This is a genomic window from Bizionia hallyeonensis (genome assembly GCF_042657385.1).
GTDB classification, from domain to species: Bacteria; Bacteroidota; Bacteroidia; order Flavobacteriales; family Flavobacteriaceae; genus Algorimicrobium; species Algorimicrobium hallyeonense.
The window spans coordinates 125,843-151,948 of the sequence record NZ_JBHSLA010000002.1 but is presented as its reverse complement, the minus strand read 5'-3'; the positions used below and the strand labels follow the sequence as shown (position 1 = coordinate 151,948).

General features: G+C 35.1%; 14 protein-coding genes. 8 read left to right on the top strand and 6 right to left on the bottom strand.

All coding sequences use genetic code 11. From position 1 onward, the window contains the following. Position 1 precedes the first annotated feature (1 nt). Both ACFPH8_RS06090 and ACFPH8_RS06085 read left to right on the top strand, forming a co-directional pair. Complete coding sequence (locus ACFPH8_RS06090) at positions 2-595, top strand: class I SAM-dependent methyltransferase (protein ID WP_376859341.1); 594 nt, start codon at positions 2-4, stop codon at positions 593-595. A 350-nt stretch (positions 596-945) separates the two neighbouring features. After that, positions 946-2,403, top strand: coding sequence for an NAD(P)/FAD-dependent oxidoreductase (locus tag ACFPH8_RS06085; RefSeq protein WP_376859339.1), 1,458 nt, complete (start codon positions 946-948; stop codon positions 2,401-2,403). Between the two features lie 278 nt (positions 2,404-2,681). Here the strand turns inward: ACFPH8_RS06085 and ACFPH8_RS06080 are convergent, their stop codons facing one another. Further along, positions 2,682-4,769, bottom strand: a complete 2,088-nt coding sequence (locus ACFPH8_RS06080; RefSeq protein ID WP_376859337.1) for a TonB-dependent receptor plug domain-containing protein — start codon at positions 4,767-4,769, stop codon at positions 2,682-2,684. An 82-nt stretch (positions 4,770-4,851) separates the two neighbouring features. Next, positions 4,852-5,226, bottom strand: coding sequence for a hypothetical protein (locus tag ACFPH8_RS06075; RefSeq protein WP_376859335.1), 375 nt, complete (start codon positions 5,224-5,226; stop codon positions 4,852-4,854). 138 nt (positions 5,227-5,364) lie between these two features. On the opposite strand from ACFPH8_RS06075, the gene ACFPH8_RS06070 reads away from it, so the two are divergent. The 6 genes from ACFPH8_RS06070 to ACFPH8_RS06045 all read left to right on the top strand — a co-directional run bounded on the left by ACFPH8_RS06070 (position 5,365) and on the right by ACFPH8_RS06045 (position 12,672). Further along, positions 5,365-6,003, top strand: coding sequence for a DUF2202 domain-containing protein (locus ACFPH8_RS06070; RefSeq protein WP_376859333.1), 639 nt, complete (start codon positions 5,365-5,367; stop codon positions 6,001-6,003). Positions 6,004-6,120: 117 nt separating this feature from the next. Next, positions 6,121-7,428 carry a TolC family protein gene (locus tag ACFPH8_RS06065; RefSeq protein WP_376859331.1) on the top strand — a complete coding sequence of 436 codons (1,308 nt, stop codon included), beginning with the start codon at positions 6,121-6,123 and terminating at the stop codon, positions 7,426-7,428. Positions 7,429-7,532: 104 nt separating this feature from the next. Further along, the gene (locus ACFPH8_RS06060) at positions 7,533-8,612 is read left to right on the top strand and encodes an efflux RND transporter periplasmic adaptor subunit (RefSeq protein WP_376859329.1); all 1,080 of its coding nucleotides are present in this window, start codon (positions 7,533-7,535) and stop codon (positions 8,610-8,612) included. A gap of 208 nt (positions 8,613-8,820) precedes the next feature. After that, positions 8,821-12,015, top strand: a complete 3,195-nt coding sequence (locus ACFPH8_RS06055; RefSeq protein WP_376859327.1) for an efflux RND transporter permease subunit — start codon at positions 8,821-8,823, stop codon at positions 12,013-12,015. 92 nt (positions 12,016-12,107) lie between these two features. Beyond that, positions 12,108-12,413 carry a hypothetical protein gene (locus ACFPH8_RS06050; protein ID WP_248400164.1) on the top strand — a complete coding sequence of 102 codons (306 nt, stop codon included), beginning with the start codon at positions 12,108-12,110 and terminating at the stop codon, positions 12,411-12,413. Positions 12,414-12,444: 31 nt separating this feature from the next. Beyond that, positions 12,445-12,672 (top strand): YgaP family membrane protein, encoded by a 228-nt coding sequence (locus ACFPH8_RS06045; protein WP_248400167.1) that lies wholly within the window; start codon positions 12,445-12,447, stop codon positions 12,670-12,672. 116 nt (positions 12,673-12,788) lie between these two features. Here ACFPH8_RS06045 and nhaA read toward each other — a convergent pair whose 3' ends face one another. The 4 genes from nhaA to ACFPH8_RS06025 form a co-directional block, all read right to left on the bottom strand. After that, positions 12,789-14,102: a Na+/H+ antiporter NhaA gene (nhaA, locus tag ACFPH8_RS06040; protein WP_376859324.1), complete on the bottom strand. Its 1,314-nt coding sequence runs from the start codon at positions 14,100-14,102 to the stop codon at positions 12,789-12,791. A gap of 357 nt (positions 14,103-14,459) precedes the next feature. Then, complete coding sequence (locus tag ACFPH8_RS06035; protein WP_376859322.1) at positions 14,460-15,305, bottom strand: universal stress protein; 846 nt, start codon at positions 15,303-15,305, stop codon at positions 14,460-14,462. A 107-nt stretch (positions 15,306-15,412) separates the two neighbouring features. After that, a complete protein-coding gene (locus ACFPH8_RS06030) occupies positions 15,413-16,384 on the bottom strand; it encodes a PorP/SprF family type IX secretion system membrane protein (protein ID WP_376859320.1) in 972 nt (323 codons plus the stop codon). A gap of 35 nt (positions 16,385-16,419) precedes the next feature. Continuing rightward, the gene (locus ACFPH8_RS06025) at positions 16,420-26,019 is read right to left on the bottom strand and encodes a T9SS type B sorting domain-containing protein (RefSeq protein WP_376859318.1); all 9,600 of its coding nucleotides are present in this window, start codon (positions 26,017-26,019) and stop codon (positions 16,420-16,422) included. Positions 26,020-26,106: the final 87 nt, after the last annotated feature.

Genomic DNA, 26,106 nt, shown 5'->3' with positions numbered 1-26,106 from the left:
TATGAAAGAATTTTGGAACGAGCGTTATGCGAATGAAGAATTTATATATGGAACGGAACCCAATGTGTTTTTTAAACAACAACTCGACAAATTAAATCCGGGTAAAATTTTACTTCCAGCAGAAGGTGAAGGCCGAAATGCTGTATATGCTGCTTCTCAAGGTTGGGAAGTAAAAGCGTTTGACATGAGCATAAAAGGCCAGGAAAAAGCGTTGCAATTGGCAGAAAAGAAGTCCGTTAATATTAGTTATGACGTTACAGGAGTTCAGGAGTTTCAATCTAATGAAAAATTTGATGCTGTAGGTTTATCTTTTGCGCATTTTCCAGCGGATATCCGTAAACAAGCGCATCAACATGTTTTGGGCTTCTTAAAAATAGGTGGTCAGGTTATTTTTGAAGCGTTTGCCAAATCACAACTAGAACATACATCTGGTGGCCCAAAAAATATAGACATGTTATTTTCTATAGATGAAGTTAAGGACGAATTCCCACAACTAGAGTTTGAAATATTAAAGGCATTGACAATTGAACTTGCTGAAGGCGAACATCATAAAGGAAAAGCAGAAGTGATTCGTTTTTTGGGAGTAAAAAAATAAGTGAATTCAACAATAAAGGGTTTAAAGCCGCTTTGAATATTTATATATCATTGCGGTTTTTTTTAGGTGGTATTGCAATAATAAAGCATACTAATTTTGAGTTATTAGTTTCAATATACACTCTAAATTTAAAACTAGTTTGCTACCCACTACTCCAATCTTGACTTCAATTTAAGAAGAATCCTATATGTAACCCAATATGATATTTTTATAAAGTTGAAAATAGTCATTTTTAAACCTATAATATGACATCCACGATTTTGGTCTTCTTCAATTAAAAAATAGCTTAAGTAACTAAAGTTACTGTGGGAACTATTTTTGCACATTACCTTTAATAAAAATTCATAGTCATGGCTAAAATTGTTATTCTAGGAGCAGGTATTTCCGGACATGTTGCGGCAGCACATTTACGCAGAAAATTATCTAAAGATCACGAAGTTGTAGTCGTATCACCTAACAGCAATTACCAATGGATTCCCTCTAATATTTGGGTTGGAATTGGTAGAATGAAATCGAAAGAAATTTTATTTCCTTTAGAACCTTTATATAATAAAAAAAATATTGGTTACATCCAAGCCAAAGCAATCACTTTTCACCCAGAAGGTGATTCAAGCGAAAACAAACCGTATGTTATGGTTGAATATGTTGTTGGCGATAAAAAAGGCCAGCATGAAAAGGTAACCTATGATTATTTGATAAACGGAACCGGTCCAAAATTAAATTTCGAAGCTACAGAAGGTTTAGTTCCTGGAAAAAACAAAGCGTATTCCGTTTGTACATACACGCACGCAGATCATGCTTGGGAAGGATTAAAGGCCTTAATTCAAGAAATGAAGCAAGGTAAAAAAGCTAAAATTTTAATTGGAACAGGTCATGCCAAATCAACATGTCAAGGTGCTGCTTTCGAATATATTTTAAATGTTGAACAGGAATTACATAGGCATGGCGTACGCGATATGGCTGAAGTAACTTGGATATCCAATGAATATCAATTAGGTGATTTTGGAATGGATGGCATGTTGTTAAGTTATGGAAGCATGACCATGAAATCCCATGAAATGATTGAAATGATTTTTGAAGATCGTTACATTAAATGGATATTGGGTGCTGGTGTTAATAAAATTGAAGATGGATTGGCACACTATGAAAATTTAGAAGGCGAATACAAATCCGAAGCTTATGATTTTGCCATGTTAATTCCAGCTTTTTCAGGTCATGGATTTAAGGCTTATGATAAAAATAATGAAGACATCACTGATAAACTCTTTAGAGGCTTCATGATTGTGGATGCAGACTATACGCCAAAACCATACGAAGAATGGTCCGTACAAGATTGGCCAGAAACCTATCAAAATCCCAATTATAAAAATATTTTTGCCCCAGGAATTGCCTTTGCACCTCCTCATTCCATCTCTAAACCTAGAAAAAGTAAAAATGGTACAGATATTACGCCTGCTCCTCCACGAACAGGAATGCCATCTGGAATTACAGCCAGAATTGTAGCCGATAATATTATAGATACCATTAAAAACGGTAAGGAATCTTTACATCATAAAGGTTCTATGGGAAACATGGGAGCCGCATGTATTGCTTCTGCTGGCTATGGACTAACCTCTGGAAGCGGTGTGAGTATTACCACCTTCCCTATTGTTCCTGATTATGAAAAATATCCAAGAACACAAGGGCGAAAATTAGGTAAAACATTTGGCGAAATTGGATTGGCAGGACACTGGCTTAAGCTTACGTTACATTACGCCTTTATTTACAAAGCAAAAATGAAACCATTTTGGTGGTTGATTCCAGAGTAAATATAGTTCAAGGTTTAAGGTTTAATAGTAAAATACAACAGTGTAAATAGTTATAAAATGACACATCGAATTTCAAAATATCAAAGATTTAAAATGATGAATCCAATCATCCAGTTTTTCAAATACATTTATTTAAGTATTAAAATAATGGTTATTGTAGCTGGTGGTCATGGAGGCACTCGAAAGGCAAACTGATGTGATGGTCAGGATTATTGATTAGTTTTTATTAAAAAGGGCATTCTAGTAGAATGCCCTTTTTAATATATGTTATGTTGCACTTAAAACTCATACTGAACAAATACAGAAAAGTTTCTTCCTGGTTCTGTTATTGGTGTTCTACCAAAATCTTCTTGATTAGTAAAACTAAAGTTTAAATGATTATTATATGCTTCATCAAATAAATTTAACGCTGCAATACCAATGGAAAAATTCGTTAGTGGCTTAACACCCATGCGTACATCAACTGTTTGATATCCTTCTGTAGAAGTTTCTCCAAAACTTTCTGCAATATTATCTTGCTTACTAGTTACATTAAACCTTAAGTTTGCCCAGTATTTATCCCGTTTTAATCCTAGAGTAAATGCGGCATTAAAGGGAGGCGTTAAAGGCAGCGATTCACCAAAATCATTATTTTTTGTATACACATAAGCTGCTTCAGCTTTAAAAAAGTAATTGTTTAAAAAACTTACTTGCGTCATAACTTCAAAACCTGTTTTATAAGCATCATTCAAATTTTCAAATACTTTTACGTATTTCGGTTCTGCCATTGGCATGTATTTTCTATTTATAGTTGGATCAATAACTCCTACTATATAGTTTTCAAATTTAGAATAATAAAAACTCGCTGAATAATTAAAGCTTTTTAAAGCATTTTTTCCATTGAAACCAATTTCAAACTGATTATTAACTTCAGGCTTTAAATTTGGATTACCTAAATATTCATAAGGGTCTTGACCCACATTAAAATGGTTAATGTAACGCTCAATCATGTTTGCAGAACGTACACCTCTGCCATAAGCAGCTTCTAAAGTAAAATTATTAGACACCACCTTTTTAACAGAAACTGTTCCACTTACATTATGATCTGTTTTGTCTTCCAAATCATATCTCTTGGCAAAATCAAGTTCTGGGTCATTAATACTGCTAGTCACCAAATCATACCTCACACCAGCGGTAAGTATTGTTGAAGAATTTAGAGCCCATTTAACTTCAGTAAAAACACCAAAATCGTTAATATTTGAGTCTTGCCAAACTTTATCATTAAAAATAATAGGATTATCTAAAGGCATACCCATCATATTTTTCTTAACTGTTCTTATTCGATTACCATCTCTTGCTACAAGCATAGCATCTAAGCCACTAAAAACATTCAAGGCATTAAATGGTTGCCAATTTAATTCTATTTTTCCACCAATTGTTGTAGCATCAACACCTGATTCAGCGGCTGTGCTGTTAAATGAAGGCCTATCAAAATTAGTCATTAAATGATCTACATAACTATAGTACGCTTTTGCGGAAAAACTATTAATATTTTCACCTAAATCCGTTATCTTATAATCTAAAGATAAAATACTACTATTATCATAATCCGTATCCATGGGTAATGCTGAGTGTAAAACATCACGACCAAAAGATTGTCTCCAATGAGCTTGTAAACGTTGATTATCGGTGAAATTATAGCCAAACTTCACACCGTAATCAGTACTTTTAAAAGAAGACGGAATCTCTACACTATTACCATCTTCATAATTGCCAAAATTCCTGTAACCGAAATTCCCAACAACATCATATTTATCTTCAATATATTGAAGTTGAAACATACTCGTATAGGAATTACCATTAGTTTCATAACCTCCAGAAACCTTACCATGAATACCTTTGTCCATATAATTTGGCTTTTGAGTAACCATATTTATAACACCACCAAATGTAGCGCCATAACGCACTGTATATGGTCCTTTTATAATTTCTATTCGAACAATTTCTTCTGGAATAACATGTGTTGTAATGGGATCCATACGGTTCGGGCAAGCATGCATAGCTTTAGTACCACCATCATACTGAACATTTAATTGCTCATATTGACTAGCTCTAAAAGATGGATCAATAGCATAATTCCCTCTTTTTATAACAGAAAAACCGTTGATATCGTTAAATAAATCGGCTACATTTTTCGGTTGCACCACATTTTCGTCATAATTATTGGTAACTTTAGTTAATATGGGGTCTGTTTTTATGTTTCCGGTTACTATAACTTCGTCAAGCTTTACCGTCTCTGTGGAATCAGTGACAACAGGTTTTGTTTCTTGGGAAAAAGCCAAAACGGAAACTAATGTACATAAAAGTACAGTATATATATTTTTCATTTGAATGATATTTAAATTTTTAATAAGTCTTTTCATCTCTAACTTAAAAAGCCAAAAACGATTTTGTAATTGAAATAATGACTTATACTTGAGGTGGATGAAAAACTGCTAGATTAATACGAAACCTATAATGGTTTACATAAGAAATATTGAACTTTTTAAGTGCCAAATCACTCGATTTAAATTGAAAACTATATGGTGCTCCAGTAAAAAGGAGCAGTTCATCAAAATTAATAATTTGTGCTGGTTCGGTATCATCGGATGAAGCCTGTGAAATCTTTTTTAAATGGCATTTTCCGAGACACTCTAATTCCGGTTGATCCTGGTTTTCACAAAGTCTTTCAATAAAGCCAACTGGATCTAATTCATAATACATATATGTAAACGAAATTCTTGTTGTATTAAATAAAACAAAAGCAGTTAAACAAAATATTATTATGTGTGACCAATTTTTCATTATCACAAAGCTAAAATATCAAAAGAGTTTCTTAAGTGACATTTGTCACATTAGAACAAAATTTTATTGTGTAACATAAGTAGCTGAAACTTCACAATTATATTCTCAATTTTACAGATAACGAAAACTCATGAAAAGATGAAAAACTCAAAATTTATGCAATTAATGCCATTTTTATTATTAGCTATCTCTTTTACTTTGCTATCCGCTTGTGATAATAATGATGATGACACAACGAAAGGAAAGAATCAAAATACAGAGGAAGTACTAACTGATGCCGATACAGCGGCACTATTATTTATGCTAGAGGAAGAAAAATTAGCGAGAGACACCTATACATATATAAATGATTTATGGTCTATTGATCAGTTTGCTAATATTAAAAACAGCGAACAATCTCATATGAATGCTATTGAAAATCAATTAATCAAAAATAATATAGATTACACCATACTACCTTACGGAGCGTTTTTTAATGAAGAATTACAAAGTCTTTACAATCAATTTGAAATAGATGGTGCTATAAGTATAGATAATGCCTACCAAATAGGTGCAACTATTGAAGATTTAGATATCGTAGATTTACAAGACTATTTGGATACCTCTTCAAACACAACCTTGATATCCATTTTCGGTAAATTACAATGCGGATCACGTAATCATTTAAGAAGCTTTGTTTCGGGCATTGAAGCTATAGGATCTACATATACGCCGCAGTATCTATCACAAGATGCTTATAATATTATCATAAATGGAACTCATGAATCTTGTAATTAATTTCTGTACTATTTCAAAAAAATTAATGTTCAATATATGTTGATAGTGGTTGTAACAAAGGTTACAGACTTACATGTATATTACCAGTATTTTTGCACTAGAAAACTACATATTTAAATGAAGAACTATATTTCTATTCCACTATTGCTAGCTACATTCACTTTATCAGTTCATGCGCAAGAATTGGTTCCGATTACCAAATCGGATGTATTGCTTAAAGTTTCTGAAAACAATACAACTATTAAAATATCAGAAAAGGAATTTAATGCAGCAAAAGCAGATTTTAATCAAACTAATGCTGTATTCCTGCCAAATATTACGGCCAGTCACACTGGTATTGCTACCACTAACCCCTTAATGGCTTTTGGTTCGAAGCTAAATCAGGAAATTTTAACAGCTTCAGATTTTAATCCAGCCCTATTAAACGATCCTTCGCAGATAGAAAATTACGCGACTAAATTTGAAATACAGCAGCCATTAATTAATGTAGATGGCATGTATCAGCGTAAAGCAGCCAAGTCTAAAATGGAAGCTATGTCTTTAAAGACCATCCGTACACAGGATTATTTGGCATTTGAAGTTGAAAAAGCCTATATGCAATTACAATTAGCCTATAAAGGTGAAGCTGTTTTAGAAAAAGCATTAACGGCTGCCAATTCCAATAAAAAACTAGCGGATAATAGTTTTAAGCAAGGGTATTTACAACGTGCAGATGTCCTAAATGTAGAAGTTCGTGTAACAGAAGTAATGAATCAATTACAAATGGCGAAAAGCAATGTGCAGAATGCGTCTAATTACTTGTCATTTTTAATGAATGATGACAACTATGTGGTTTACACGCCTACGGATAGTTTAACTATTTCCGTGGTATCACTAAAAGCACAAAGCATTTCGGAGAATCGTTCGGATATTAAGGCGATGCAATTAGCCACAAATGCTTACGAATCCATGAATAAAGCCGATAAAATGGCATTTTTACCACGCTTAAATGCTTTTGGAAGCTACGAATTATATGACGATCAAGTGTTTCAAGGCGATGCCAACGGTTACTTATTTGGTGCACAGCTATCATGGGATGTTTTTCAAGGCTCCAAGCGCTTTGGAAAAGCACAAAAAAGTAAAGCCGAATTTGAAAAATCTAAATTAGAATACACGCAATATGTGTCCCAAAGTAATTTAGAATTGAATAAGGCAAAACGTGCTTTAATTGATGCTGAAAATAAATTAACACTAACAGCTTTGGCGTTGGATCAGTCTGAAGAATCCTTGAGGATTAGAACCAATAGGTTTAAAGAAGGTTTAGAAAAAACATCCGATTTATTAACCGCTGAAACACAATATTCACAAAAACAATTGGAATATTTTCAAACTATTTTTGAATATAATTATGCACTAGCGTATTTACAATTTTTAACCAAAGAGTAAAAAGTTTGCAGTAGGCAGTCTCAGTATTCAGTCAATAAATAACGCAGAAAAATTATTATTAAAGGTTTTTAAAGCCTTGAAACTATTAAAATAAAACTAATAAAATGAAAAAATACGTATACCTATTTACTTTAACCGCAGTATCAGTATTCCTAACGAGTTGTGGTAGTGAAGACAAAAAAGAAGTTGCAGATAACACGCCGGCAATTGCAGTAAAAACAAGTCAAGTTGAAGCCAACAGCAACAGTCCCTTTTTATCTGTAAGCGGAAAAATTCAGGCTGCAAATAGTGCTGAATTAAGCACCAGAATGATGGGTTATGTTAATAAAGTTTACGTAAATGTTGGCGATAAAGTTAGTAAAGGGCAATTATTAGTATCTATTAACAATGCTGATTTACAAGCAAAGAAAGCGCAAGTAAATGCGGGTATTTCCGAAGCTACAGCCGCTTTTAATAATGCACAAAAAGATTATAATAGGTTTAAAAGTTTACTGGATGACAATAGTGCGTCGCAAAAAGAAATGGATGATGTAACAGCTAATTATGAAATGGCAAAAGCACGATTAGAATCTGCAAACCAAATGAAAAATGAAATTAGTGCACAATTTGCATATAGTAATATTACGGCGCCTTTTAGCGGAACTGTAACAAGTAAAAACGTGGAGGCCGGAAATATGGCTAGTCCAGGTGTACCATTAATTAGTATTGAAACACCAGGGAATTTTGAAGTCATGGCCATGGTTCCAGAAACAGAAATTTCGGAAATAAAAAATGGATCTTCAGTTGATGTATTAGTCAAGTCTATCAACCAAACCTTAAAAGGAAAAGTTATTGAAGTAAGTACGTCTGCCAAAAATACAGGCGGACAATATTTAGTAAAAATAGATTTAGAGAAAACTGATGCCAATATTTTGTCTGGTATGTTTACAACCGTTCAATTTCCTGTGGCCAGAAAAGCAAAAACATCCATGGTTTTAATCCCTAAAGAGGCATTAATTACTAACGGCCAATTATCCGGTATATATACCGTTAGCCAAAGTAATACTGCAATTTTACGTTGGTTACGACTAGGTAGAACTTACGGTGATCAGATAGAAGTGTTATCAGGTTTAAATGCCAACGAAGCCTATATTGTTTCAGCAGAAGGAAAGCTTTTTAATGGCGCCAAAATAAGTGTTCAGTAATCTGGTTCAGTTTTCAATGTACTACGCGGTTTGTATGAAACTTAATATGGTGTCTGAAACCTTGTAAGCATAATTGAGAACATTAAAATAATAATTAAGAATTGTTTTCGCGTTAGGGATAGAAGTGAAAATCCTTTTTTTGCTGCCATATATGGCAAAAAAAGATTGTAACGGATAGCCTGTTAAAACGCCCAAATACATATAAAAAATGAAAGAAGGAATCGCAGGAAAAATTGCCAAAGTCTTTATGCAATCTAAATTAACCGTGTTGTTAATGATTGTATTTATGGTTGTTGGTGTGTACGCATCGTTTTTAATTCCGCGTGAGGAAGAACCGCAAATTGACGTGCCAATGGCAGACATTTTTGTGGGTTACCCTGGGGCAAGTCCTACGGAAGTAGAATCGCGGGTCATTAAGCCATTAGAGCAATTAATTTCGAATATTAAAGGCGTGGAATATGTGTATTCTACGTCTATGAAAGAGCAAGGCATGGTTATCGTACAGTTTTATGTTGGCGAAGACATTGAGCGTTCCTTTGTAAAGTTATACAACGAAATTAATAAGCACATGGATCAAATGCCAGCTGGCGTTACCTTTCCATTGGTAAAAACGCGTGCTATTGATGATGTTCCCATGTTAGGATTAACCCTATGGAGTGAAAATTATGACGATTTCCAATTAAGCCAAATGGCTCAAGAGTTGGAAGCCGAAATTAAAAAGGTAAACGACGTAGCTATTACGCATAAAATTGGTGGTCGTGATCGTCAATTACGTGTGGTTTTAGATAAAGATAAATTAGCGGCAAGCGGATTGGATTTTTTGTCTGTTTCTGAAATGATTACCGCAAATAACAGTCAATTAAGTGCTGGAAGTTTTGATAAAAATGACACCGAATTCCTTATAAATACTGGAAAGTTTTTAGAAACGGTAACCGATGTTGAAAACTTGGTGGTTGGTGTGCAACAGAATCAGCCTATATATTTAAAACAAGTTGCTAAAATTATTGATGGACCAGAAGTACCACAAAACTATGTGAGTTTAGGTTTCGGAAAAGGAAGTGCAAAGTCTTCGGAATATAAATCGGAATATCCAGCGGTTACCATTTCTGTTGCCAAACGAAAAGGTGCTGATGCTATGAAAATTGCAGAAGTTATTATTGATAAGGTGGACCATTTACGCAGCACTTTAATTCCTGACGATGTTCATGTTGAAATTACCAGAAACTATGGAGAAACAGCATCGCATAAAGTATCTGAACTACTATTACACCTTATAGGTTCTATCATAGCAGTTACCATTGTGGTTATGTTAGCCATGGGATGGCGAGGCGGATTGGTCGTATTTTTATCTGTTCCCATTACGTTTGCGTTAACCTTGTTGAGTTATTATTTAATGGATTATACCTTAAACCGTATAACCTTATTCGCTTTAGTATTTGTAACGGGTATTGTGGTGGATGACTCCATTATTATTGCCGAAAATATGCATAGGCATTTTAAAATGAAACGCTTGCCGTTTAAGCAAGCAGCTTTATATGCTATTAATGAAGTGGGTAATCCAACCATTTTGGCAACCTTTACGGTAATTGCATCCGTTTTACCAATGGCTTTTGTGTCAGGATTAATGGGTCCATATATGGCACCAATGCCTATAGGCGCTTCCATTGCCATGATTTTATCCTTATTTGTAGCCTTGACCATTACACCTTATTTAGGCTTAATTTTCTTGCGGGAGAAAGATAAACAGGGAGCCAAGCAGAAAGAAGAAAAGCCATTAGAGGAAACTTTAATTTATAGAATCTACAACAAATTTGAAAGACCACTATTAGAAAGCAAAACTAAACGCTATATATTTTTGGGAGGCACATTTGGGGTATTGATGGGAACTATGGCTTTGTTTTTCACGAATTCGGTAGCTGTAAAAATGTTACCATTTGATAACAAGAATGAGTTTCAAGTAGTTATTGACATGCCAGAAGGAACAACATTAGAACGTACTGGTGTTGTAGCACAAGAAATTTCACAATATTTATCTACACGTCCAGAAGTGGTTAATTATCAGAATTATATTGGCACCTCTGCTCCTATTACGTTTAACGGTTTGGTGCGTCATTACGATTTACGTGGTGGCTCTAACATGGCAGATATCCAGGTTAATTTAATTGATAAAAGTGAACGTTCAGCACAAAGTCACGATATAGCCAAATTATTGCGTCCGGATATTCAAAAAATTGCTGCCAAGTATCATGCCAATGTAAAGTTAGTTGAAGTTCCACCGGGACCTCCTGTATTGTCAACGATTGTTGCAGAAGTTTACGGTCCGGATTATAATGAACAAATTAAGATTGCCAATAGCATTCAAGGCATACTGAAAAATACAGATGATGTGGTTGATATAGATTGGATGGTTGAAGACGACCAAATTGAATATCAATTTGACATCAATAAGGAAAAAGCCATGCTATACGGTGTGGCCCCACAGCAAATTGCTTACACCATGAATATGGCTTTATCAAACCGTGCGATAACCAGTTTATATGATGAAGATGCTGTAAGTCAAATAGGTTTAATATTAGCTTTAGATGAAAAAGAGAAATCTACAATAACTGATATTTCGCAACTGAAGGTAAAGTCTAAACAAGGTAATATGGTACCAATTGCAGATTTAGTAACGATATCAGAAACGACCGCAGCCAAAAGCATTTACCGAAAAAACCAGAAACATGTGGTCTATGTAATGGCTGATATGGCTGGAGAACTAGAAAGTCCTGCCTATGCTATTCTAGGAATGGAAGATAAGTTGAAAGAGATTCCGTTACCTCAAGGCTTCGAATTAAACGAATTGTATTTAGGTCAGCCAGATTTTGAAGATAATTATACGGTGAAATGGGATGGCGAATGGCAAATTACATTAGAGGTATTTAGAGATCTAGGTATCGCCTTTTTAGGTGCCATTATATTGATTTATATCCTAATTGTAGGTTGGTTCCAAAACTTTAAAGCTCCAATTGTAATGATGGTTGCCATTCCGTTGTCCTTAATCGGGATTATTTTAGGACACTGGATTATGGGAGCTTTCTTTACAGCAACGTCATTTATAGGCATGATTGCTTTAGCAGGAATCATGGTTAGAAACTCCGTATTATTAATTGATTTTATCAATTTAAGAACAGCGGAAGGTGTCCCATTGAAGCAAGCAGCAATTGAAGCAGGAGCCGTTAGGACCACACCTATTCTGTTAACCGCAGGAACGGTTGTTATAGGTGCCTTTGTTATTTTGTTTGACCCCATTTTTCAAGGGTTAGCCATCTCCTTAATGGGAGGAACTATCGTTTCAACGGTACTAACATTGTTGGTTGTACCATTAGTTTATTATATGATAGAAAAGAAAAATTATAAATAATCCTTTTTCCACAATTTTGATTGGTTCAAGCAGAGCGTAAAAATACAATTTTCATTAATCGTGAAGTTTTTGGAAAATATAAAATAGAAATTATGAAATTAGTTATAGTTACAGCAGTCGAAGAGTTTCAAACAGCTATTTTGAAACTCTTTAAAAATGCCAATATTCACAGCTTTAGTAGTTCAGATATTGATGGTTATAAAAATGGGGCATCCGTTTTAATGGCTTCTAGTTGGTTTCCTAGTCAAAAATTTGGGAATGAATCCCGTTTGTTTTTCTCGTTCACAGAAGATGAAAGTATTGATGTGCTTTTCAAATTAATACAGGAATTTAATTCAAATATAGAAACAAATAACGCTATAAGAGCCGTTGTAGTTCCTATTGAAAAATTTATATAAAGTAAAAGTTTAATCTAAAAAATAAATTACAATGTTAAATACATATTTTAGAATTATTGTTGGCACCATGGTATTATTAAGCGTTGTGCTTACCGTTTATGTAAACCCAAATTGGATGTGGTTTACGGTGTTTATTGGCGTTAATTTAATTCAATCTGCATTTACAAAATGGTGCTTGTTAGAAACCATTTTGCAAAAATTAGGTCTTAAAAAAGAAGGTTCTGCAGGCTGTTCGGTTCCAAATACCAATAAAAAATAACCCAATCTATTCCTTTAAACAAGAAACCGCAACAATCTAAAAATTAAGATTGTTGCGGTTTCTTTTATTTACATAAACTTACGGAATGTATATTTTATAGAAACGTGAGCTCATTTTTATATTAGATTATCATTTCCTTTACTTGGCGCAAATCGGAGAATAACATATCCTACAATAGCCGAAATTAAGGAGCCAACTAATATGCCAATTTTAGCCGAATCTATATACTCAGGATGTGAACTAAATGCCAAACTTGCAATAAAAATAGCCATAGTAAACCCAATACCTGCTAAAAATGCTACACCTATAATTTGATAAAAACTTATGTTTGATGGGATTGTTACCAGCTTGGTTTTCTTTGCAAGAAACACCACTAATGGTATTCCAATAGCCTTACCAAGAACTAAAGCCAGAATAATATTAGTTGTTAATGCCATATCTAATTCCACATCGCTACTTAACATAACACCAGCATTAGCCAGTGCAAATACAGGTATTATAAAGTAGGCTACCCAGCCATGTAAACTATGTTCTAAACGCTGTAAGGGCGATTGAAACTTACTCGTCCACTCTTCTAATTCATCAATATGACCAATTTGTTCGTTAGATAAAATTGGCTGTTTAAGGACACTAGACTTCTTAATTTTATTATAAATATCTTCCAAATTCTTTAAGAATGTTTGGGTATAAATCCCTTGTCTTACCGGAACTGAAAAAGCTAATAATATTCCAGCAACCGTTGGGTGAACACCTGATTTTAAAAATAAAAACCAAACTACGACTCCTATTAAAAACAAAAAGAATTTGGAGTAATATCCCTTGTAAGATGTAAAATATAGGACACCTAATAAGGCGCCAGCTATAAGTAAAAGTGTGGTATTTATAGTACCACTATAAAAGATTGCTATAACTAATACAGCGCCAATATCATCCACAATTGCAAAGGCTGTTAAAAATATTTTTAAACTCAAAGGCACACGCTTCCCCAATACATTTAACACAGCTAATGAAAAGGCTATATCCGTTGCCATAGGAACTCCCCAACCTTTTAAGGTATCTGGATTTTGATTTAAAAGAATAAAAAAGGTTATGGGAACAATCATTCCTCCTAATGCCCCAAATAATGGAAAGGCTATTTTTTTCATGGTGTTTAGTTCACCAATCAATAATTCTCTTTTAATTTCAAGTCCAATTAAAAAGAAAAATATAGCCATCAGACCATCATTAATCCATAGAATTAATGGTTTCTTAAATTCAAAACTTTCGGTTACTATTCCTAAATCATATTGCCATAACTCTTGATAGGTTGCACCGAAAGGTGAATTAGCCCAAACCAAGGCGGTTATAGTAGCCAAAAGTAATAAAATACCACTAAAGCTTTCTATCTTAACAAATTTTTGAAATGGTGTAAGAAGTACCCGTTTTATCATATATAAAGAAATATTTGAATACCAAAGATAAGTGATTGTGATTTTTGTTTAAAGAAAAACCGCTTATTTTAATATAAATTTATAATACGCTATAAAAATCAGAATGCAAATTCTAATAACTTAACTGTATTTTCATGTTTTGGGAATGTAACCAAAATTTATGAGGAATGTAGAATATGCATCAATTATTCAATAAGAATAAACACTAAAAAATGATGACAATTGCAGCAGTCCAGTATCTAGTTTCCTAAATTTCGGCAAGTTTTAAAATCATTTTCAACAAAAAAAGCTACAAATAATAACCCTTTTTATGTAATGTGATTTTGATTAGTGGTTACTGTCAATAAATTAAACTAATTAACTATCCTTAAAAGCTAACATTAAAAATGGTATTTGCATATTATATGCAATTTGCTCGGTTTTATGGTTTAATAACAGATGCTCTAAAAAACTATGCTGTTTACGCATCATGGCAAACAATTCAATATCGTTTTCTCTAATATAATCTAAAACTGTTCTTAAATAGGTTATTTCGGATTTTAGTACAAATTGATGATTTATATTTCTAAAAAAACCTTGTAATTCTTGTTGTACAACGTGTTGTTTTGAATCGATAGTTTTTGCTTCGGTTATATGCAAAATATCTAATTTGTAATCGTAGTGCTCGGCTAAATCTATTAAAATGTTTAAATCTTTTAATTTATAAGCTGAATGGTATTTGGTGGTAAACAAGACATTTTTAATTTGTTTTATGGGGCAATTTGCAGGAATTGCCAAAACAGATATCTGACAACGCTGAAAAACACGCAAGGTATTACTTCCAAAAATAATTTTCTCCAAATTGGTCGCACCTTTTGTTCCCATAATAATCAAATCTATATCGTGTAAGGTTACAGTTTGATTGATAGAACCAATTAAATTATCATAATCAACAACGGGTTCAAAAGTATGCAACAGGTTATTGTGCCTGTTTTTAAAAGTCTCAATAAGTGCTTCTAATTTTACTTTGGCATCTGAAATTAGTTCACTATACAAAGATTCAGTGGGCTTGCTCTGCATGAGATCATCTGAAATAAATGTTGACGATTTTACCACATGTAAAACATGAAATTCACATTCGGCATAGGTAAATAATTCCAACGCATAGTTTATAGCATGAATGGAGTTTTCAGAAAAATCAGTTGTTAATAATATATGTCTCATAATTTGTTTTCAGTTTTATAACCTACAATATACTATTTGAAACGCATATTTAAAATGACAAATATCATTTTCTCGTCAACCTAAATAACGACATAGAACGACACTTTCTAACGAAGCAATGATTGTGCACATGAGCAGTTACTAATTCCTTGGAAGAAGTCAAAACCTATGGTTATCATGTGGGTTCCGGAATTATACCCAGCCAAATCATTTATCGTTATTTGGTACGCATAAGCAAAGTAAAAACCAGATTTTTTAAGTCCTGCCATAGGACCTAAATTTAAAGGATTAAAAAATTGGTCATTAAGAAATCGGTATGAAATGCCACCCCAATAATAATCATCTCGTTTATCTAACTTTCTAATTTTAATATTAAAATCTGTACTTGAACGATCATCACTAGCAAAGTATTGAAAGAATGTTGAAGGTTCAATTTCAAGTGATTTATTATTTTTATTTTGAATAACCAATCCGGAATAAACCTGATAATTTAAAAGTAAATCTGGTTCAATACCTAAAAAATTATCGATATCTTTTGGTAAAATATTATTCACGTTTAAACTGAAATAAAATCCTTTATTTCTATATAAAACACCAACATCAAAATTATTATTTGAAATAGCTCTATCGTCAGTTACGCGTGGATCAATTATGGGTGATTCCGAATTAGTTTCAAAATCTTCAATTCGAATTCTAAAACTATTTAAGTTATACGTAAGACCAAAGGATAAAAACTGATCGGAATAATAATCTAAAATAAGATGATGCGCAAATGAGGCTTTTAATCCTTTCTGTTCCGTAAGTCCATTTCTATCGTTATACAAAGAAACTCCCACACCAGAACGGTTGGCAATTCTAAAATCGGCATACACAGACTGATTATCTGGCGCGCCTTTTATGCCAACCCATTGCGTTAATCCATTAGCTCTAATTCTTAAATTATCGCCAATTCCGGCATACGTAGGAGAAATCACAAAAGGGTTATCTGCCAAATATTGCGTGAACACGGGTAAGTTTAATTCTTGACTATAACCTTGAGCTATGACGAAGAAAAGAGAATATATAATTAGTTTTTTCATTTTGATTTGTATTAAAATTTATAACCTCTTTTAGTTTATCGGTAAAGTGTAAAGTGTCCCACGAAGTCTCTATCATCATTCTCATCATTTAGCCTAACCACGTACCAATAATCTCCGGTAGGAAGTTCTTTACCATTGTATTTACCATCCCATTTTTGCCCTATTCTTAACGTGACAATTTTTCGGCCATAGCGATCAAAAACATCAAAATCAAGATTTGGATAATGGATTGAACATCCTGGTCCCCATTCATCCATAGTACCATCACCATTTGGTGTAAAGTAATTAGGGATACAAACATCTACATACTCAAAATATCTAGTTGCAATAGCCACGCAACCACTACTATCGGTTACGGTTACGGTATATGTTCCAGATTCGGATATAAAAAACACGTTCGTATTTCCATAGTCAACACCATTTAATGTATAAACATAATCTCCCGAACCTCCAGTTGCTGTTGCTATAATTTCATTAATAACACCATCAGTTAAAACAAGTGTTAACGGATCAAAGGCAGTTATATCAAAAGGATCCGTTGTTTGAATACAGCTATTAGTATGCTGTACATCTATAGTATGTCCAATTCCTGGTGGTACATCAATAAATACATTACTAGCTTGAAATGGTCCTCCGTTTAATGAGAAGTCCACATCCGCTAAATCCGTAATACTTTCATCTACTATAACGGTAACAATATTGCCTGACGCATTATTTACACATGCATATTCAATTTCAACCGTAGGATTTATTCGTGCAGATTCAGGGAAAGGTATCAACATTTCCGAATCGCAACCAGAACTATCCCGCACATAAACTGTATGGTTTCCACCAGCGACACCTGTAAAATCAAATATTGTTTGACCACTAGTTCCTACGGTATAAGGACCATTATAATCATCAAGGCTTACTGAATAAGGCGGTGTTCCTCCTGAAATTTCAATACTAAACTCACCATCCAAATCACCTTCACAAATTTCTTCAATAATGGTTAATGAATCGAACGTTATAAATACAGGAGCTGGTTCAACGATAGTGAAATTAAGAGTTAAGTAACATCCTAATTCATCTTGTACAATAACATCATACGTTCCTGGTTCTAAATCTTCAAAAACACCACTATCGAAAAACTGATTTAATTGCGGTGAAATGGCGTATTTAATGATTCCTGTTCCGCCTGAAGCATTAATAACTACAGAGCCATCATTTGCACCAAAACACGAAACATCTGTAACCGTAAAAGGTGCTATTAGAGGTGCAGCAGGTTCCGTTATATTTATAGGGTTTGAAGTTGTTAAACAGTCACCACTAACCACTTGAACAATATAAGTACCTGCAAAAAGCTCCGTAAAAATACCTGGACTAGCTTGAATAGCAGGTATCGGATTTCCTAATGTATCTAATAATGTATATACATAATTTCCTAATCCACCTTCAGCAGTTGCAACAATAACGCCTGTTCCATCTCCAGCACAATTAATAATGGCATTGGTTAATGATAAATTAAGTGTTAAATCCGGTAATGGATCAATTGTTATTTCATTAGAAACAATAGCAATACAACCATTAGCATCTTGTACATAGTATTCATAAACTCCAACAGGAACTGTAAAAGTTGTTGATGTTGCAAAAGATCCTAAAACTGGTGTAAACGAACTATTAGCACTATACGTATAAGGTCCTGTTCCACCAGAAGCACTTAACGTAAGTGTTGCTTCCGTTAAACAGGTTTGTGACGTGGTTTTCACCAAGCTAGCTTGAATTGGTGTTGGCTGCGTAATTGTAATATTAGGCGATGTAAAACTACAACCGTATCCATCCGTTACTATAACTTGATACGTTCCAACGCCTAATCCTCCAAATACAGGAGAGGTTTGTGGTCCTGAAGAACTACTAGTAGGTGAAAGCATATTTAATGTGTACGAGTAATTACTTCCTTGTCCACCTGTTGTTGTGGTTACTGTAATAGTAGCATTTGCATCATCAAAACATGATAATAAGGTTGTGCTAGGTATAACCGTTGCATCAATTGGTGCCGGAATATTTAGCGTTACTGTATCTGAAGCAATACACCCTCCAGCATCCATTACATTTACGGTGTACGTTCCTGCTGATAGATTCTCAAACGTATTGTTTGATGAATATGCAACCGGTGACGCGCCCGTTAACTCATATTGATAAGTTCCCCAACCACCTGTTGCTGTAGCGGTAATGGTTCCTAAATCATTAGTACAGGTTACGTTGGACGTTTCTAAAGCAACAACTGTTAACGCTTCCGTTGGTGATGTAACCGTTACCACATTGGTAGTGGTTGAACAAAACGGACTTGCCGTTTCGGTAACTTCAACGGTATAGTTACCCGCTAATAAACCGGTTATAGCTTGTGGGTTCGTTGTAGTATTAGAGGCAATTGGTCCAAGTACTGAAGTTCCTGTATTGTCAAAAACTTCATAATTATATGTTCCGGTGTAACCAGTTACATTAATTTCAATGGCACCATTATTATCTCCAAAACAAGTTACGGCTGTGGTAGCTGTTGCAGTTGCATCAACCGTATCGAATGGTGAAACAGTATAAGCTGCTGTGGCTATAGTACATCCTGTATCTAAATCGGTTACAAGGAAATAATACTCACCAGGCAATGTAATATTGAAGATGTTAGAAGCTTGAGGCGTTCCATCTGGTAACATTTGATATTCAAAATTTCCGGAGCCTCCAGTTACCGTAATGGCTATAGAACCTGTGTTATTACAATCTATTGGTGTTGCTTCAGCAACTGTTGCTGCTGTTAAAGTTGGCAATGGTAAAATAGTAACTGTATTTGTTGCAATACACCCGTTACCATCTTTTACATATAGTGTAATTGTTTGGGCACTTCCTGTATCTATGATATCGAACACATTAGAAGCAAAGTAATTTACACCATCAATACTATAGGTATAAGAAGGTGTTCCTCCTACTTCCGAAATTGTTAAAACGGAGCTGTTTACTGAACCATCAGCAGCACACGCAAAATCGGTTGCCGTTCCAGAAACCGTTAGTAAGGTTGGTTCATCAATAATAACATTGGCAGTTGCAGAACAACCTCTACCAGAATTTACTTGCACGGTGTATGTTCCCGCCGGTAACCCTGTAAAAACATTTGAGCTTTGAGGCGCCACAACTATTGGTGCTAGTATTTCATAGGTGTAAATAGGGTTATCGTTTCCTGCATCTAAAAGAACCGTAATCACGCCTTCATTGCTACCATTACAAATTACATCTGTAACAGTGGTAGTAAAACTAACAGGTGTTGCAGCATCTAAAGTAATGCTCGCATCTTCTGTACAACCTGTGGTTGCGTCTGTAATGGTTACTATATACGTTCCTGATGGTACACCGGAGAATACATTTCCAGTTAAACTAATTGTTGCAGGATTTGGGCTAATGCTATAAGAGTAGGTTCCAGTTCCACCTTGCGCTGTTACGGTAATTTCGCCATCATCATCCGAACATGTTGTAATTCCGGTTACTGTTGGAGAAATTCCTAAAGGTGCTTCAATATTTACAGTCACTGTATTTCCACAACCATTAACATCTCGTACTTCAATAGTATGACTACCGGAGTTTAAATTTTGGATTGTGAATGGTACAGTTTGCGATTGAAATGCACCTCCATTTACACTAAATGTATAAGGTGGCATTCCTACAGTTGATAATGCAACATCTATTTCAAAAGCCCCTTCAGCAGTATTACATTGGTTACTTACAGTTGCAGAAACTACTGGTGAAGGATCCATAGGTAATACTAAAACAGGTGTGGTTCTAATACATCCATAAGCATCCATAGCATGTACATAATAACTATTAGCATCCATATTAAACGTGCTAGTTGAAGCCCAATATGGGTCGGTTGCCAAAGGTGCAGTTGCCGTTGTAGTAATTTGATACATATATGGCGGTGTTCCATCCGTTGCAATAGCGCTTATAACTCCAGAATTAAGATTACAATTTGCATTCTGATCAACAGTTGCTGTTACACTTAATTCAAAAGCAGACTCCGTAATATTAAAAGGCACGGTAACCACGCTACAGCCTGTATTTGGCCCTGATGTTTCACTTATTAAAACAAAGTAATTTCCAAAAGGTAATGGTCCTAAATTAGCAACGGGTAAAGAACCATTTCCTGGCACTGTTCCTGCCCCACTAATTCCTGTTGTTACCAATGATAACGAATCGAAAATTTCATAAGTTACATTGGTAGCAGCACCATAGGTACTGTTAATTGTAAATGACACATTGCCGTCCGCACTACCTGTACAGGTAATGTTATTTGCCGTAACCGCCGTAGCCGTTAGCGTTGAATTTGTAGGAATTGGACTTGTAGCTGTTTCATAATAACTACAGCCAGTTGATGAGTCATAAACAATAAAGGTATATGTTACACCTGGTAATAAATTGTCAAACGTAGCAGAACCTGGTGTTAACTCTGGAACCCATGAACCACCTGGTGCTGTACCTGTTGCTGGGTAAAGACTAAAGTAGAAAGGTCCAGGACTAATTAAAGTCGTGCCAATGGTAACAACGGCTTCGCCTCCTAAAAGACAGTCGGCTGTTGCCGTTATATTAATATCTAAATCGTCTGGTGGTGACGCCACAAGCACATCTTGAACTAACACTGAACAACCATTAGCATCAACCACATTAATTTGATATAATCCAAAATCAACCACATCAAAGCTTATAGATGTTGTTCCCGCATTATTAAGTTCAGAATTATTGTATCCATTGGTTCCCGTTACAAAGTAATTGTAAGGTGGTGTACCGCCACTTACGCTGTCCACAATAACTGACCCTTGGGACACACCACTTGGGCTACACGTAATAGGAACAGCATGATGCACCACATTGATTGGTGATGGTTCAGCAATAATTATAGTTTCCGTGTCTGTACAGGAATTGTTATCGGTTAAGGTAATGGTATATGATCCTGCAGCTAAACCTGAAGTTTGTGTGCCATAATCAAAACCAGTAGTTGTATTATACACATTAATTACAAATACAGGCTCGCCAACGGTTGTGTTAATTACAACATCAATAGCAGCGTTTTCATCACCATGACATAAAATAGGTTGTGTTTCTGTTACTGAAACAATTTCAGGTAACGTAAGTACATCAATGGTATTAACCGTTGAAAGTGCTGTACATCCTTGGGCATCCATTATTTGAAATTGGTAGGTTCCATCATTTGCAGTAGCATACGTAAATGGAGAGCCTGTTGCGCCTAACGCTGTAAATGCACCTCCATTAACAGATACCTCATATGTAAATGGTGGATACCCGCCAGTTATTGTTCCTGTAATAAGAGCGTCTGGGGATGTTGTACAATCCAAATCTTTAGTTACTATTGTACTCACGGTTAATTGAGCTGCAATAGTTTCAGCAGGCATTGTAAAAGTACAACCATAGGCATCTCTTACTATAATGGTATATGTTCCTGGAACTAAATTATTAAACGTATTATCTGAAGTAAATGGAGCACCATTGATACTATATTCATAAGGTGGCTGACCACCAGATGCAATTACCTCTAAAGTTGCTGCATTAGTTGCATCAAAACAATAATCTGAAGCTACATTAATAGTAGCTGTTGGACTTGTTGGAACCAGTAAATCGAAAGTCGTTGTTACTGTACAACCTTGTGTATCTATTACAGTTGCTGTATACGTTCCTGTTTGTAATAGATTTGTAAAGGTATTACTCGCTTGTGCCGGAAGGACAGTTCCATCTGGTAAGGTTAAACTATAGGAATTTCCGCCCCAACCTCCTGTTGCATTTATGACTACTTGTCCATTTCCGTTACAGGTAATTGGGCTAACAGTTGTTGAAATACTTAGAGCAGTAGTTGGGCCATCTATAGTTAATGTTTCTGTAGCTTCACAATTAGTTGTCGTGTCGGTTACAACAATTGTATAGGTATCCGCAGAAAGACTATTTAAAACTATAGGAGATGTTCCTGCTGTTGAAGCGCCTCCATTTATGGTATAGGTGAATGTTGTTGAACCCGATACTGTAAATTGAATAGACCCGTCTGAATCACCAAAACATGTCACATTACTGATGTTTTGACCTATAACAGATAATGCTGGTAACGGGTTAATTGTATAGGATTCAGTATACGTACAATCATTTTCATCACTAACTTGGAACGTATAAGTTCCCGGCGCTAAATCAGCAAATACATTGGACGATTGGTAAGGTGTTGCTTCTGTTGCTGGTGCAATAATTTGATATTCTAAATTTCCAACACCGCCAGTAGTTCCTGTAATGGTTATTGTTGACGTATTTAATGGACAACTCAATGCCGTATTATCAAATGTTAAATCCGTTGGAGGATTTAACGGGTCAATAGTAATACTACCTACAATTACTGCACACCCGCTACCATCTTGAACAGTAATTGTGTATGTGCCATTTGATAAACCAGAAAAGGTGTTTCCTGCTTGGAACGTAACACCATCAATGCTATACGTATAAGGCAATGTTCCACCTGAAACTCCTGTAACCGTAATTTCACCATTTGTAGTACAGGTGTATGGCGTTGTTAACGTAAGGGTTCCTGTAATTGGGTCGCTTTCTGTAATCGTTATCGTTTGCGGATCTGTAACACAAACATCTGGTCCAGTAGTATATTGAACAACCACATCATAATCTCCTGCAGGAAGTCCTGTAAATACATTAGAACTCACGAAGGTAACGCCACCGTCAATACTATATAATAAGCTATTTCCGTTTGGATTGGTAACATTTACAGTTATGGAGCCATTTCCTGCTCCTTCACACGCAATATTAGTTTGATTTACCGTGAATTCTGGTGCTAAAGTAGCTTCCACGGTTATCGTTGTAGTAGCTTCACAGTTATTAGAATCTATAACGGTAATATTATAAACGCCTGGAGCTGTAACCACAACTTCAGGAACCGTTTGGAAAACCGTTCCACTATTTACAAAGTAAAAATAAGGTGGTGTGCCGCCATTGGGATAAACGGTAATTTCTCCATCTGTACAAGTTAATGGACTTGTAAGCGCTGACGTTGCTGTTAATAAAGGTGGTTCAATGATTTCAACATCTTCGGTATGTGTACACCCATCTTCAGTTTCAACAAGAGTTGTATAGATTCCTGGATTTAAGTTGGAAAATGTGTAATTATTCTCTGTTATTGGACCAACACTATTTACCAATGTTCCACCGTCATAAATTGAAAAGAAATATTGTGGTCGCACATCATTGGCTGCCAACGTAATACTACCTCTATCGCCATAGCAAAGTGGTTGTGCTACTGTTAAAGACACAGTGAAATCACGCGCTCTAATTTGAACATCTGGAACTGTAAAAACACATGGATTTGTTGAAGCGCCTATCTGTCGGATGAAAATCGTATAAGTTCCCGCCACAGTAATAGGGAAAACATTACTTGCTTGGTATGTAACGCCATCAATGCTATATTCGTAACCATTTGGTACACCTCCAACGGTTATTTGTCCCGGCGTTGTACAGATAATATCATTACTCGTTACGGTTGGGTTTAAAACATTTTGATACACATTAAAATAAAACTGATTAAAACAACCACCTTCATAATTAATCGTTAATCGAAATTGCCCAGAAGTATTCGCATTAAAATTTGAACCGGTTCCTACTTGATTCCAAGTACAAGCCCCATCTTCATTTGCACAATCTGCGTTGACAACTGGCGTACAGCTCCCCTCATCTAATTGTTCCCATATTATTGATGATGCATCTGTAATTTGGGTTTCAATTAAAGTGAAATCATTAGCACCACACAAAAATATATTTGGTAATAATTTTCCGTCATTTGGACAGGTTACAACTTCATCGGCAAACGGAATAACTGGGTTTGTTAAAGTAGTACCTCCATAATTAGTAACCACAAACGTTTGGGTAATGGATTGACAGGGTGCTATAGCTGTATTATAAACGTAATAAGTACCTGTTGCAGCCACGGTTATGGATTGCGTTGTTCCAATTACCGGTGTGCCTGTTGGACTGGTGGACCAAGAATAGGAATCATAGCCATTTCCGGCTGTTAGTTGAACTGTGTCTCCACATAAAATGACATTTTCTATAAATTCACAGTCCAAATCTGCTAAAAAGTTCGTTGCTTGCGGTATAATTAAACAACCTGTATTAGTGTTTAAACTTGGATCGTCTGAAATAATAAAATTCGGATTTTCAATACCTCCGTAGGTAGCAAAGGCTTGATTGTTTATAATGTTCGAGCAGGCATCTGCTAAACTATCACAACTTTCTACTACTTGTACATGGATTCTAATTTCAGTAACAGGATCTCCTTGCTCTACAATAGAATTATCAACGCTAAAAATAAGCTCTCTTGTTGCTGGATTATAACTTTGTACGGTAACGCCCGGTGGTAAAACACCTAGATCTGCCGGATAGTTAAAAATAACATTAACAGGAAGCACGTCTCTTATGGTTAAGTTGTCGGCATCATCATTACCTGTATTATTAAAACCAATTACATAATTTAATGAAGTTCCTAAACCCACTGTTTGACCACCAATATTGACTCCAAAATCATCTTCTACTATTTTGGTTAATACGATTCTTGGTTCAATAATTTCGACAGCAAAAGCACAGAAGTAAGCAAAATACTGATCTTGATTACTTTCTAACCTAATAGTAGCAGTTGTATCTCCATTACCAATGACGGTATTTCCTGGGTTAGGAATTACCATAATACCTGTATCAAAACCTAAAGTATTTGCACTGTTAGGGACTCTGTTATTAACAGGTAAGGCACTCAATTGAGTTACAGTGGAATTAAAAAAGTTATTTGCTGGTCTATCTACCGCAGACATCGTAACACCATTAAGAATTAATCTGTCATTCTGAATAGGGCTATCCCCTTCTAGCGCCGCAAAAGCAAAGTTTGCTCTTACAGGAACTGGTGCCGGAACGGTTCGGAATCCTGATACTGGAATATCCACATTAACAGAACTATTAATTGAACTAAAACCATCAAAACTGGTGATAGATTTTCCTGGCAAGGTTGGATCTTCAAAAACGATAAATAGCGACCACCCTGCGGATAAACCAGTTCCATTATAAGGATTAAAATTAGAGGTTTCTCCTTGTAATGTTGACACGTTCCCTACGGTATAAGTACCTAAATCGTTAGCCAAACCAGTAACGATTGAAGTAACATCTGCATAACAGGAATATGGAAAACTATTTCCGGTTTCAACACCGTTGGCTTCATAAATAACCGTACCTACCACATCATTATAACCGCCAGTGGGTCCTTTAAACTTGACATTGGTTATTGGGTCGCTTCCATTAGTAACAGCTCCCCAATATAAACCTGCATGGACAATTCTATAGCAGTTTGGGTTTGGTATTTCTAAATCGGCACTCGTAGAGTTAAAAGTGGATGGATCTCCATCAATATCAATATAGCGCATATCAACATTATGGTTGTATACAGATGTATTGTTAAATGGATTATTGCTTGGCCCTAAGATATTATTTCCAATGAGACGAATATCGCCTTTTAAGTCACTGTTAAATCTTGGTGTGAAGGGCACGAAGTTTTGAGCAATTGATTGTAAACTCATAAAAAGTATGATTACAACAATGCTAATCTTAAAAAAAGTAGGTTTTTTCATGATATCTTTGTTTATATAAACATTCAATCTTTTTAA

Excerpts from the sequence above, each read along its gene's own strand:
- ACFPH8_RS06090 (WP_376859341.1), top strand. The coding sequence starts at position 2 with ATGAAAGAATTTTGGAACGAGCGTTATGCGAATGAAGAATTTATATAT.
- ACFPH8_RS06085 (WP_376859339.1), top strand. The coding sequence starts at position 946 with ATGGCTAAAATTGTTATTCTAGGAGCAGGTATTTCCGGACATGTTGCG.
- ACFPH8_RS06080 (WP_376859337.1), bottom strand. The coding sequence starts at position 4,769 with ATGAAAAATATATATACTGTACTTTTATGTACATTAGTTTCCGTTTTG.
- ACFPH8_RS06075 (WP_376859335.1), bottom strand. The coding sequence starts at position 5,226 with ATGAAAAATTGGTCACACATAATAATATTTTGTTTAACTGCTTTTGTT.
- ACFPH8_RS06070 (WP_376859333.1), top strand. The coding sequence starts at position 5,365 with ATGAAAAACTCAAAATTTATGCAATTAATGCCATTTTTATTATTAGCT.
- ACFPH8_RS06065 (WP_376859331.1), top strand. The coding sequence starts at position 6,121 with ATGAAGAACTATATTTCTATTCCACTATTGCTAGCTACATTCACTTTA.
- ACFPH8_RS06060 (WP_376859329.1), top strand. The coding sequence starts at position 7,533 with ATGAAAAAATACGTATACCTATTTACTTTAACCGCAGTATCAGTATTC.
- ACFPH8_RS06055 (WP_376859327.1), top strand. The coding sequence starts at position 8,821 with ATGAAAGAAGGAATCGCAGGAAAAATTGCCAAAGTCTTTATGCAATCT.
- ACFPH8_RS06050 (WP_248400164.1), top strand. The coding sequence starts at position 12,108 with ATGAAATTAGTTATAGTTACAGCAGTCGAAGAGTTTCAAACAGCTATT.
- ACFPH8_RS06045 (WP_248400167.1), top strand. The coding sequence starts at position 12,445 with ATGTTAAATACATATTTTAGAATTATTGTTGGCACCATGGTATTATTA.
- nhaA (WP_376859324.1), bottom strand. The coding sequence starts at position 14,102 with ATGATAAAACGGGTACTTCTTACACCATTTCAAAAATTTGTTAAGATA.
- ACFPH8_RS06035 (WP_376859322.1), bottom strand. The coding sequence starts at position 15,305 with ATGAGACATATATTATTAACAACTGATTTTTCTGAAAACTCCATTCAT.
- ACFPH8_RS06030 (WP_376859320.1), bottom strand. The coding sequence starts at position 16,384 with ATGAAAAAACTAATTATATATTCTCTTTTCTTCGTCATAGCTCAAGGT.
- ACFPH8_RS06025 (WP_376859318.1), bottom strand. The coding sequence starts at position 26,019 with ATGAGTTTACAATCAATTGCTCAAAACTTCGTGCCCTTCACACCAAGA.